At 43.3% G+C, this 12,439-nt stretch carries 11 protein-coding genes; 5 read left to right on the top strand and 6 right to left on the bottom strand.

The window, feature by feature from the left end; genetic code table 11:
• The 3 genes from QZZ55_RS11935 to QZZ55_RS11925 all read right to left on the bottom strand — a co-directional run.
• On the bottom strand, positions 1-1,022 hold a 1,022-nt coding region (locus QZZ55_RS11935; protein WP_293267558.1), incomplete at its 3' end, for a YifB family Mg chelatase-like AAA ATPase.
• 34 nt (positions 1,023-1,056) lie between these two features.
• The gene (locus QZZ55_RS11930; RefSeq protein WP_293267557.1) at positions 1,057-2,628 is read right to left on the bottom strand and encodes a diguanylate cyclase; all 1,572 of its coding nucleotides are present in this window, start codon (positions 2,626-2,628) and stop codon (positions 1,057-1,059) included.
• Positions 2,629-2,705: 77 nt separating this feature from the next.
• On the bottom strand, positions 2,706-2,975 hold the full coding sequence (locus tag QZZ55_RS11925) for an accessory factor UbiK family protein (protein WP_293267556.1): 270 nt from the start codon (positions 2,973-2,975) through the stop codon (positions 2,706-2,708).
• Between the two features lie 347 nt (positions 2,976-3,322).
• On the opposite strand from QZZ55_RS11925, the gene glnK (QZZ55_RS11920) reads away from it, so the two are divergent.
• The 4 genes from glnK (QZZ55_RS11920) to QZZ55_RS11905 all read left to right on the top strand — a co-directional run bounded on the left by glnK (QZZ55_RS11920) (position 3,323) and on the right by QZZ55_RS11905 (position 7,761).
• A complete protein-coding gene (gene glnK, locus QZZ55_RS11920) occupies positions 3,323-3,661 on the top strand; it encodes a P-II family nitrogen regulator (RefSeq protein ID WP_293267555.1) in 339 nt (112 codons plus the stop codon).
• 37 nt (positions 3,662-3,698) lie between these two features.
• Complete coding sequence (locus QZZ55_RS11915) at positions 3,699-4,973, top strand: ammonium transporter (protein ID WP_293267554.1); 1,275 nt, start codon at positions 3,699-3,701, stop codon at positions 4,971-4,973.
• Between the two features lie 161 nt (positions 4,974-5,134).
• A complete protein-coding gene (gene glnK / locus QZZ55_RS11910) occupies positions 5,135-5,473 on the top strand; it encodes a P-II family nitrogen regulator (protein WP_293267553.1) in 339 nt (112 codons plus the stop codon).
• A 170-nt stretch (positions 5,474-5,643) separates the two neighbouring features.
• Positions 5,644-7,761, top strand: coding sequence for an EAL domain-containing protein (locus tag QZZ55_RS11905; RefSeq protein WP_293267552.1), 2,118 nt, complete (start codon positions 5,644-5,646; stop codon positions 7,759-7,761).
• A gap of 6 nt (positions 7,762-7,767) precedes the next feature.
• Here the strand turns inward: QZZ55_RS11905 and QZZ55_RS11900 are convergent, their stop codons facing one another.
• Entirely contained in the window at positions 7,768-9,093 is a 1,326-nt protein-coding gene (locus QZZ55_RS11900) for a HAMP domain-containing sensor histidine kinase (RefSeq protein WP_293267551.1), read from the bottom strand.
• The gene (locus QZZ55_RS11895; RefSeq protein WP_293267550.1) at positions 9,090-9,788 is read right to left on the bottom strand and encodes a response regulator transcription factor; all 699 of its coding nucleotides are present in this window, start codon (positions 9,786-9,788) and stop codon (positions 9,090-9,092) included. The genes QZZ55_RS11900 and QZZ55_RS11895 overlap by 4 nt, the downstream gene beginning before the upstream one ends.
• Positions 9,789-9,938: 150 nt before the next feature.
• Here QZZ55_RS11895 and QZZ55_RS11890 point away from each other — a divergent pair, with 150 nt between their 5' ends.
• Positions 9,939-10,421: a Spy/CpxP family protein refolding chaperone gene (locus QZZ55_RS11890; protein WP_293267549.1), complete on the top strand. Its 483-nt coding sequence runs from the start codon at positions 9,939-9,941 to the stop codon at positions 10,419-10,421.
• A gap of 113 nt (positions 10,422-10,534) precedes the next feature.
• Here QZZ55_RS11890 and QZZ55_RS11885 read toward each other — a convergent pair whose 3' ends face one another.
• A complete protein-coding gene (locus tag QZZ55_RS11885) occupies positions 10,535-12,415 on the bottom strand; it encodes a methyl-accepting chemotaxis protein (protein ID WP_293267548.1) in 1,881 nt (626 codons plus the stop codon).
• Between the last annotated feature and the right edge of the window lie 24 nt (positions 12,416-12,439).

The following is a 12,439-nucleotide window of genomic DNA, read 5'->3' as shown; positions in this document are numbered from 1 at the left end:
TGGAATCGTGCAGGAAATTCTGTTTGCCTAGCTGCGCGCGAAATTAATATTGATCCCGTTTCTAAAGGCTCACGAAGCACCTCTAAAACTTTACGTGAAAACTCAGGCAACTCGTCTAAAAATAAAACACCTTGATGCGCTAAAGAGATTTCACCAGGGCGTGGATGACTCCCTCCGCCCACCAATGCGGCAGCCGATGCTGTGTGATGCGGAGCGCGAAAGGGACGTGTACCCAAACAAATACTATCAACAGGTAAACCTGCCACTGAATAGATAGCCGCGGTTTGCAAACGCTCTTCCTCCATCAAGGAAGGTAACAAACCTGGCAACCGTGCCGCCAACATGCTTTTCCCGCTACCAGGAACGCCACTCATGAGTAGATTATGTCCACCTGCTGCTGCAATCTCGAGTGCTCGCTTTGCCTTAATTTGCCCTTTCACATCAGATAAGTCATCCACAGAAGAAGATAAGGGCGAACCAAGCGTCATGTGCTCGACACGTGGTAGCTCCTTTTTGCCTGCCAAAGCAGCACACACATCCAGTAAATGATCAGCAGTACGGATATCAAGCTCGCCTACAAGAGCAGCCTCTGAACAATTTTTTGTGGGTACCCACAGTGCCCGCTGCTGCTTCTTACACGCTACTGCTGCGGGTAATACACCCGTAATACTTCGCAACTCTCCAGAAAGCGCCAATTCTCCCAGCAACTCAACACCGTCATGTGCTTTATCTGGAAGTTGACCGGAGGCTACTAAAATACCAACCGCTATTGCTAGATCGTACCGCCCTCCTTCTTTAGGAAGGTCGGCCGGGGCAAGATTAATGGTAATACGGCGCTGCGGAAACTCAAATCCAGAATTAATAATGGCACTGCGCACTCTTTCTTTACTTTCACGCACAGCCGCCTCAGGCAGACCCACCAACATCAGCGCTGGCAAACCTGCCGAGAGGTGAATCTCAACAGTAACAGAGGGAGCCACAACGCCCAGTTGAGCGCGGGTATGTACAATTGCAAGTGACATAGATCCTTCCTTGGATACAAAACACACGATATAACTAGATTTTTTCTAACACCAACTGCTCAAATAACAGCTCAACACTTAATAAACTACCAAAGTAATCACCTTGCATGTAGCCCACACCTTGGTGGGACAGCTGCATACGCTGTCCAGCAGACTGAACACCATCAGCAGCTAGCGCGATATCAAGATCAGCTGCTATATCAGCCAGCTTTTCTAACTGCCGACGACTCTTAATATCTGCTTCCATCGACTGCACAAGAGGGGCTTCCAGTACTAGCAGCAGTGGTTCAAGTTCTTTTAATTGTTGTATGGGAGGTAAGTAATCATTCAAGCCGCTCAGCACAATGGAAAAACCTAACGCTTCTAAATCAAACAGTACGCCTTCATGGTCACGTGTTTCAATCGCATCCACTTCCAACAGTACTTTCGCGCGTATTTTTTCAGATAACGACAAGCGCGTTGTCATAAACTCCATAAAAGAAGGCAACGCTAGTACATCGGGTGGGATTCTCACAATCACACCTTGGAAGTTTTTTTGTTGAGATAATTGCTGCAAAGGCGCTTCAAGCTGATTAAATATCCAGCTCAAATAAGTGTCCCAACCGCTCTCACCTTCTAACATTTGAGTTAACAAATGCTCTTCAGGCCCGACACACGGAACACCTTTTAGTAAGGGCACCAATTGAGCACCTTCTATACGGTGGCTACGTACACCATATACAGGACGATAACCCAGTTCTATGCTTTGGTAATCGGGTTGGATAAGCTGTGCTAAATCTTTAAGGTTGAATGCTTTGCGCTGACGAAGAGGGTCATATAAACGTACATCACCTGCCACAGTACGTGACAATGCTTTCAGTGCTTGGCTAGCGGCTCCAAGTAACTCAGCGGCATCATTTGCTTGAAGCGGTGCCAAAGCAACACCAACAGATGCGCTTAAATGCACTTCTCGCTGGTCTATGTGAATACCATAGGAGAACTGCTCCACAAGACGATGCGCCACACTCACCGCGGCCTCTGCCTTATCTATATTCGATAATTGGATAATAAAAGCATCATCGTTTGCACGAAAAAGAATATCGCCTTCTCTTAACGTGGAGAGCAAACGGCTGGTTAGCTCTTCAATTACTGTTTCGCTAGCAGTTTGACCTAAAGAATCCTGAATCCATTGAAACTTTTCTAAACCTAGCTTTAACAAAGCTACCTGTTTACCTGCTTTTTTAGCGCTGGCGATCTGAGTATTTAACGCTACTTTAAAGCGAGGTACAGGTGATTCACTCGTAGGCTTAATAAGCTGAGCATAGAGCAACGGCTGTTTTACCGCGCGTTCAACATTGAGCACATAGTGTTGTGAAGCGTCAATCCACATCAAGCGACAGTCATACAAAGTATGTGGATCAAACAATGCTAGTACAGTATCTGCCACACCCAACTCACGCGCTCTATCACAGAGCTCTTGGAGTTTAGTAACGCTGACAGGCAAGTGAAGCGTGTGCAAGCTTTGCCCCACAATAGACTTTACTGACTCTTCGCAAAGAGCAGCAAACTCCTGAGTACTATTAATATAATGACCTGTCGTACTAATCCAAGCTAGGTTACATCTCATTACCTGCTCCCTCGAATGAAAACCCTATTTACGCTACCCACTATCACTACACTTACCCGATGTAATATAGCTTTATATCAGTCTTTTTTAGAGGTGTTTTCCTGACTATTAATACGGCTCTCAAGTTCAGCTAATACTTTCTCCATCTGCTCGACTTTTTCACGGGTACGCCCTAGAACAGCTGCTTGAGCATCAAACTCATCACGTGTGACCAAATCCATTTTGCTAAGCGCAGATTGTAAGAACACCTTTACCTGCTGCTGCCCCGGAAGTTCAGCACTGCCATTAAACGTATTCATCATCTGTGAAAACTGTGCCGACAAGCCTTCTATAATTTTTTCATTCATCTTAACTAACCCTACCAATTACAAGTTTAAATCCCGCTTTTTGGCTCCACTATAACGGCAGAAACCGTTTCCTTCTATCAATGCTTTAAGACTTTTATTATCACTTCGTCTTCTACATTGCGCACCAAAACAGTGCTCGCACAAAAATCGCGCACGTAAACTTATTATTTTTTGCTAAAAAAATTAAAAACTAAGGCCTAATTAGAAAAACAAAACCTCAACTGTTTGTTTTTAAAGAATTTAGTAAAACAAGGCACAAGTTTCGCTATAGGGAAGTTAACTCACGTAGAGTCATCGGCACTAAAACAATGCCAATGAACATACCGCTAACTATAGGGAGACACCCCATGAAACTCATTTCGGCGATTATCAAGCCATTTAAACTGGATGATGTACGCGAAGCACTTTCCGAGATCGGAGTGCAGGGTATCACCGTAACTGAAGTTAAAGGCTTTGGCCGTCAAAAAGGCCACACCGAGCTCTATCGCGGTGCTGAATACGTTGTCGATTTTTTACCTAAGGTACGTATTGATGCAGCAATCGCAGATGACATGGCCGACCAAGTCGTTGACACCATTAGCCAAGCGGCACAAACCGGAAAAATCGGTGACGGTAAGATTTTTGTTATGCCTTTAGAGCAAGTCATTCGTATTCGTACGGGCGAGTCAGGTAACGACGCACTGTAAACCGAATTAAATATCGAGCCTGCGGAGGGCAGATGTGATGGAAGAACTATTAAACACAACGGCGGGTGATATAGCCCAGCTAAAATATGCAGTAGACACCTTCTACTTCTTAATGTGCGGCGCTTTAGTTATGTGGATGGCGGCTGGTTTCGCTATGTTGGAAGCCGGCTTGGTTCGCGCAAAAAATACAACTGAAATTTTGACTAAGAATATTGCACTGTATGCTATTGCCTGCACCATGTACTTATTGTGCGGTTATTTCATTATGTATAGCTCGGATGCTGGCGGAATCTTACCAAACATTGGTGCGCTAATTGGTGACGAGAACGGTGTTGATGCCGTCTTATCTGGTGGCGATGATGCACCCTACTATTCTTCACGCTCTGATTTCTTTTTCCAGGTAGTTTTTGTAGCAACGGCGATGTCTATCGTCTCAGGCGCTGTTGCTGAGCGAATGAAACTGTGGGCATTTTTAGCTTTTGCGGTCGTCATGACAGGTTTTATCTATCCGGTTGAAGGCTACTGGACATGGGGTGGAGGTTTCCTTAGCGAAGCAGGCTTCTCTGACTTTGCAGGTTCAGGTATTGTCCACATGGCAGGAGCCTCTGCAGCATTAGCGGGCGTACTTGTTCTCGGTGCTCGTAAAGGAAAGTATGGTAAAAATGGCTCTATCAATGCGATCCCTGGTGCCAACCTGCCACTTGCAACGCTTGGTACATTTATCCTGTGGTTAGGTTGGTTTGGCTTTAACGGTGGTTCCGAACTGAAGCTATCAGATGTTGGTGAAGCGAACGCTGTTGCTCAAGTATTTGTTAATACCAATGCCGCCGCTGCCGGTGGCTGTATTGCGGCTCTTATTGTTGCTCGTTTACTCTTCAAGAAAGCCGATTTAACCATGGCACTTAACGGTGCACTAGCGGGCTTAGTTGCCATTACTGCTGATCCTTTATCACCCACCGCAGAAGGCTCTACAGTCATTGGCGCCATTGGTGGCACACTCGTTGTATTCTCAATCCTAATGTTCGATAAGCTTCGTATTGATGACCCTGTTGGAGCTATATCGGTACACGGTGTTGTAGGTATCTGGGGATTGCTAGCAGTACCTTTAAACAATGCAGATGCCAATATCGGTTCACAGTTATTAGGTATTGTTTCAATCTTTGGTTGGGTATTCTGTGCCAGCCTTATCGTTTGGTTTGCTCTTAAAGCCGTCATGGGTATTCGCATAAGTGCTGAAGAAGAATACGAAGGTGCGGACATCGCAGAGTGTGGTATGGAAGCGTATCCAGAGTTTAAATCTGCAGGAAAATAATACAAATATCCTCAGAACTTTCCTTAAAAGGGCGCCTTGGCGCCCTTTCTGCTTACATTTAGACAATGTGCGAAACTGAATAAATATGGGTATACTGACGCAATCTTATTTGAGCATGCTCGATAGTCGATGACTTTAGTCGACACTAAAAGGAGACATCTATGAAACTTGTTAGCGCAGTAATCAAGCCCTTTAAATTAGACGACGTACGTGAAGCATTGTCTGATATTGGCATTCAAGGCGTAACGGTTACTGAAGTAAAAGGTTTTGGCCGTCAGAAAGGCCATACCGAACTCTATCGCGGTGCTGAATACGTTGTCGATTTCCTACCTAAGGTAAAAATTGAAGTGGCTATTGATGATGAAATGCTCGACCAAGTCATTGAAGCCATCACTAAGACAGCAAATACAGGAAAAATTGGAGACGGCAAAATTTTTGTTATGCCATTAGAGCAAGTCATCCGTATCCGCACCGGCGAAAGTGGACCAGACGCGTTGTAATACAAGTTTTAGCATAAAAAAAGCACCTATTCGGTGCTTTTTTTATGTGCGTTAGCAGAAAGTAGCAAAAAGGAGACGCCTTGCTTTGATTTAAATCAACGTATCTATAAGAGTAAACCCTATAATTTACCTTTTTATACGCTTGGATACTTTGCTCGCATGTACTTACTATGACCCCCGCTAATGATCTGTCCTCTGATCACACGCGTTTGATCAATGATACTTTCAAACCTTTTAGTGATGCCAAAATTGCGGTTGCCTGTATAAAAAAAGATGGATCATTTTTACTCGCTAATCACACCTTTTCTGATGCCCTTGGCTATGATCATCATGAACTACAAGAAGAGTCATTTTTTCTCTTATGCGAGAGAAAACTGCACAAATGCACAGAATCACGACTCGCTGCTCTATTTGAAAATCAGATTAATAGTTACAAATTAAAAAGAAACTTACTAAAGAAAGATAAAACATTTTTTACCGCTTCTGTCTCTGTATCTTTAATAAGAACTAATACAAGTGCACCTGTTGCTGCCATTATTGTCATTACAGGAATTAGTGATGCTGTTGATCAATTGCTTGAGATCAAAAAGTTTTCTTACGCGGTAGAAAATAGCGGCAGTGCCGTGATGATAACTGACGCTAACGGATCGATAGAATATGCTAACGCACGCTTAACTGACATTACCGGCTACCCATTAGAAGAACTGCTAGGCAATACTCCGGCAATATTACGCTCAGGCCAAACACCCAATGAGATTTATAGCAATCTGTGGAGCTGCGTACTCTCGAACAAACCTTGGCGTGGCGCTTTAATTAACAAAAAGAAAGACGGCTCATGCTATTGGGCCTATCAATCGGTTGCCCCCATTTTTGACCAAAGCGGCACACTCATTAGCATAGTATCCGTGAGTGACGATATATCTCCAATTAAAGAACACGAAGGACAAATGGAGCAGCTCGCTTTTTTTGATCCTCTGACAACACTCGGTAACAGACGCAAATTTAAAGATGAACTTAATCATCTTATCTCTCATTCTAATACCTTTAATAGCGCCTTATTTTTGCTCGACTTAGATCATTTCAAACAAGTCAACGATACGCTAGGGCACGATGCTGGTGATCAATTACTAACGGCTGTTGCCAACCGGTTACGTTTTTGCAGCAATGATAACTATACTGCTTTTCGACTCGGTGGCGATGAATTCACACTGTTAGTCACTGAGGTCAAAAACCAGAAATCTCTTGAAGATCTAGCAACCGAAATTATAGAGCTGCTTGCTCAACCTCTGCAGATAGGCCCTCACAAAATAACGATTACTGTCAGTCTGGGTATTACGCTGATACATACAGATGGTGATGAAGCCAGCGACTTATTAAAGAATGCAGATTTAGCCATGTATGAAGCCAAACGCATTGGCCGAAATACCTATGCGTTTTATAAGCCACATATGGATTTTGCATCTAAAAGAGCACTTTCTCTTGAACTAGATCTGCGCCATGCCATTGAACATGAGCAACTGTCATTAGTCTTCCAGCCATTAATTGACTTGCGTACAGGAACAATCACAGGTCTTGAAGCGCTAACGCGGTGGCACCATCCAATTGAAGGTGATATCCCCGTTGTTGAGTTTATAAAACGTGCTGAAGAAACAGGACTCATCGTACCGTTAGGGAAGTGGGTTCTTAGGAAATCAGCCATGCTGATGTCACAATTGCACCTAGCAGGGTTCCCATATCTATCATTGGCCGTCAATGTCTCCACCCGCCAGCTTGAGCAGCACTCCTTAATTGCGACGTTAGAAGAAGTGCTACAAGAGACACCATTTCTCGCTGAGAAACTCACATTAGATATTAGTGGAAGCTTACCGGTTGATGACACCTCACAAGCAATTAAAGTAATGGCTCAGATTAAAGCAATGGGGATAGGGCTAGCGCTTGATGACTTTGGTACGGACTCCATTTCCCTAAATTCACTGCAAAAAATGCCCGTTGATTATTTGAAAGTAGATATCAAATTTATTAAAGAACTTCCTGATGATTTCAACAGTGCCGTCATCACAGAAACAGCCATTATGATCGCTAAAAAGCTGAATATAACCCCTCATGCAAAAGGAATATCAACGCAAGAGCAACAGCTATTCCTCTTAAACCACCATTGCTTTTCAGGCCAAGGGAACCTTTATAGCTCTCCATTAGCTATTGATGAACTATTAAGCGTACTTAATGAGAATATGGGCATCTTTACCGAAAAACAGAGTCAAATTACTGCAACCCAACATCTACAATAAACCATGTCATTGCGGCTGTTTAGCCGCCAACGGTAATTCAATAGTAACACTCAGCCCATGCCCTACACTGTTTTTTGCCCAAATACGTCCATGCAGTAACTCGATAGAACGCCTCGCTATACTCAATCCAAGACCAAACCCTTTAGTATTATCATTATGACGATAAAAGGGTTCAAATAATGAAACCAATGCTTCTTCACTGACGCCTTCTCCATCATCAACTACACACACTTGAACGCTTTTACCATCCTGTAACTCAAGAGACACCTCTACAGCACACTGCACATCGGTATGCTTTAGACTATTGCCAAGAATATTACTGAGTGCCCGCTTAAATAGCTCCGAGTTCCCCTTGCACAAAATAGGAAAAGACAAGTCATTATGCACAGTCAGGTTTCTTTCCGGTTGTGAGAATTTAAGATCATCTAGCTCTTGCTGCAGCACGACTGACACATCAAACACACTTTCTTGAGTGCTAAGGCTATCCAGCCGAGCAAGGGATAAAACTTCATCGATAAGTTTACTTAAACGCTCACACTCTAAGTTCATTCTTTGTGTGATTTTACTATCACGTCCCAATTGTTGCTCTGAGAGCCCTACTGCAGCTTGTAGACGAGCTAAAGGGGCTCGTAATTCATGTGAGACATCCTGCAATAAACGTTGCTGCCCTTGTAACGTATGCTCTACATACGACCCCATTTGATTGAATTCACGCGCTAGTGCACCAATTTCATCACCTCGCTTTAGCAATGTAGGCTCCACACGCACACTGAGCTCTCCTCCATGAAACTGCTCCACATATTCCCTCAGCTTATTAACAGGCCTGACAACAATGACCGTTAAAAACAAGCTGGCCAATGTTGAAGCAATCAGTACTAAGACGGCCTGAATAGAAAGAACAAACGCCTGCAAGCGTGAAAAATGGCTACTAATAGGATCCAGCAACACCTTTATTGAGTATGTTTTTCCTGATGATGAAACAAACTCAAAAGATAGAGGAGAATCTTCACTATAAAACTGTTTTTTTCCATAAATTAAGCGCCCTTCTACCGTTCTTATTTGCAATGGAATATAGCGGGGCTTATATCTATAGTGATCAGATTTCTCTTTATCGGAGCCTCCTCGTAACTCTCTGAAAGGACGTAAACCCCCTCCCTCAAAACGCGTTATGATTTTTTCCGCTTGAAGCCGCGCTTTGTATTCAAATATATCTGTCAGTTTATCTCGCTCTGTTATCTCCCCGACCACCAAGACTGTTACTATAATTACACTTAAGCTAGTCAGCCAAACAGAAAGAAATATCTTCCAGAATAAGCGTTTGAAAAATTTCATATGCTATCTCTCACAAAAAGGTAACCTTCACCTCGCACTGTTTTAATCAACTCTTGCGATCCAATAAAGGAGGCTATTTTTTGCCGAACTCGGCTAACATGCACATCAATAGCCCGATCATAAGCTGTGAGCGACCGATGCAGCACTTTCTCTGTTAATACAGATTTGCTGAGTATTTCTCCTGGATGCTGCATAAACTGGTATAAAACATTAAATTCTGCGCTGGTAAGTTCCACTGAGCAGGCATCAATTAAGATTTCCCGCTTAGAAGGGTCGAGCTCAATTCTTCCATGCTTCAGCACATGGACTGTATCAGGCACTGCCGGTTTCGCACGACGTAAGACCGCTCGGATACGTGCCAATAGTTCGCGAGGATTACAAGGCTTAGATAGATAATCATCAGCCCCCATCTCCAACCCAAGAATTCGATCAATATCTCCCCCACGACCTGTTAGCATAATGACAGGTAACTGGAAGCCAGGCCGTAACTGTTGCAGTAGCTCCAACCCTGACATTTGAGGCATCATAATATCGAAAACACCTAGATCGAAAATTTCTCCTGCCTGTAAACGCTCTAAAGCCTCAAGAGCACTATTCGACACACTCACTTTCACACCTTCTGCTTCAAGGTAATCAGATAGTAGTTCTGTTAATTCTTTATCATCATCTACTAGCAAAATGTGGCTTGCACTCATACCTTCTCCCCCACGATATCTATGGTCATATTGTAGCGTTGTTGAAAGCACTCTATCGAGGCCTTTACCTAACTTTACACCCCCTCAACCCAACTTTGCATTTACCCGGTGCACAATAGATCCATCAATATCAAACACCGGAGAAACACTATGAAAAAGCTTACCGTTACATTACTTGCTATTCCCGCACTACTCGCTGGCACAGCGGTATTCGCTGGGATGAATCACGATGGCTATAGCAAATGTGATCGGGGTGGAAAGATGTTCGGTTCAGATAAAAGTGAGAAACGAGCAGGCTACATAGCAAAGAAAATGTCCAAAAAGCTTGGACTAAGCGATACACAGCAAGTACAAGTAGAGCAGCTCTTCAGCAGCAAACAAGAACAGCGCCAAGGCATGTATAAAGAAATGCAGGAGCTACACCAAGCAACACGTGATTTAGACCCAAACGCAGCTGATTACAGCACACGTCTTGCCGATACTAAAAAAGCTGCTGCAGATATGGCGGTTAGTCGTGTAGAGCAACAAGTGGGCATGAGAGCAGATATGGCTAAAATACTTACCGCTGAGCAAATGGCTAAATTTGAAGAAATGCGTGATAAATTTGGAAAAGGCCGAGGTAAAAACTTCTAAGTAAACAGGGACCAGTGTCAGAAACTAAAATAGAGCGGTTCAGGAAAGCATCAAAAAAGCCCGAACGTATCCGGGCTTTTTCTATTTAGCTAAATCATCCTAACTATTGCTTTTCACACCTTAAATTTACCCAATTCAGCATCCTGCCTTACAGTGAGCTCTACCATAGTGGCGCATCGCTGTTCCTGAGTTTTAGCACCGTTAGAAACAGACTGACTAATATCACGAATATTTGTGGTATTACGATTAATCTCTTCAGCTGTAGCGCTCTGCTCTTCAGCTGCGGTAGCGATCTGAACAATCATCTGATTAATCTCATGAATGCTATCTCGAATTGTCCCTAGCACTTCATCAGCCTCACTAGACGCAATCTGCGTATCACTTGCTTTTTGCCGACCGTTAAGAATAGTGCTTTCCGCATTTCGCACACCCGTCTGCAGCTGGTGGATCATGCTTTTGATTTCTTCAGTTGACTTCTGAGTTCGCGAAGCAAGTGCCCTCACTTCATCAGCAACAACAGCAAAGCCTCGACCCATATCTCCTGCACGAGCAGCTTCGATAGCCGCATTAAGTGCTAATAAGTTAGTTTGATCTGCAATACCGGTTATCACGGTTAAAACAGACTCAATGTTATCGCTATAACCGATAAGGTCATTAATTGTCTGAACAACATCATCCATTTCATTTGTCAGTGAAGCGATTGATCGAGTCGTTTTAGAAACAACTTCGACACCCTTGGTAGCAGCAACATCAGCAAGGTTAGCTGAATCAGCAGCATGCTGAGCATTGGATGCCACATCTTGCGCTGTTGCCGACATTTCATGCATCGCCGTCGCTAACTGATCTAACTCAAATAATTGAGTTTCAAGGTTCTCGGATGCTTCAGATGCCGAACTTGCTGTTACATCAGTATTCGACTGAATTTCATGAGAAATTTTCTTCACTCGTCCGATAAGATTTTGCAGGTATTCCACAAATTGGTTGAAATCACCTGACACTTGACCAAACTCGTCTTTACTGTCTACTGATAAACGTTTGGTTAGATCCCCCTCTCCTCTATTAATTTCTAATAAGGATTCGCGCAATTTTTGTAGAGGTAATAACTGACGAGAAACGGTTAGATAAAGCGCTAACGAACAAAGTAAAGCACTTAAGACGGTACCAACAATGGCAGTCCAGCCGAAACGGTTAGCACTGGCCATCACTAAGCTTTTATCCAATACCACCCCAATAAACCACTCACTACCGTACAAGCCTTCTAGCTTATGGAAAGCGGTAAACACGGCTTTTCCATCTACATCAACTTCTTGTAACTCCTTGGATAACGTAGGCGTATTTCCACCAAATACTGTAGATATTGACTCTCCATTAACCTCCTCATTTGGATGACTAATGATATTACCTTTACTATTAAGCAAAAACGCATAGCCGGTATTATTAAAGTTAAGGGTGTTAACCGCATCTGATACAGTTTTAAGACTTAAATCGCCACCAAAGGCGCCTTTAAATTCACCTTTGTCGTAAAAATTTGCAACGGCAGAAATCAAAATATCATTGGTGGCAGCATCGGGGTATGGGTCCGTTAACACTGCCCTTTTATGATTCTTCGCAAAGGGATACCATGGGCGCTTTCGTGCATCCCAGTTTTCAGGTGTCCAAGAAGGATCGTTGGTAATACGTTGACCGTCTGTATCCAAACCACCGAAAATCAAAATAAACTCTTTTTTCAGTAAGGGTGTATCAAATGTTCGCTGTATTGTTGGTCCGTCAAAGTTTTCATTCATAACCTGTGACATCATGTCGATCAGAACCAGCTTACTATTCAGCCAGTTTGTAACCTGAAGCCCTAAAGCACCCGTTGCTTCGGTGGTACTTTGAGCGGTCTTTTCATACAAAGCATCTTTTACGGTGCTGTATTGGACCCAAGAAAAAACTGTAAAAGCAAAAATAACTATGCCCGACGCTAATAGCGCAACTTTATGTGACACCTTCATATTTGATATCTCTATAATTTTTTT

The organism is Neptunomonas sp., from assembly GCF_016744175.1.
Classification (GTDB): Bacteria; Pseudomonadota; Gammaproteobacteria; order Pseudomonadales; family Balneatricaceae; genus Neptunomonas.
This window is presented reverse-complemented; position numbering and strand designations above follow the sequence as displayed.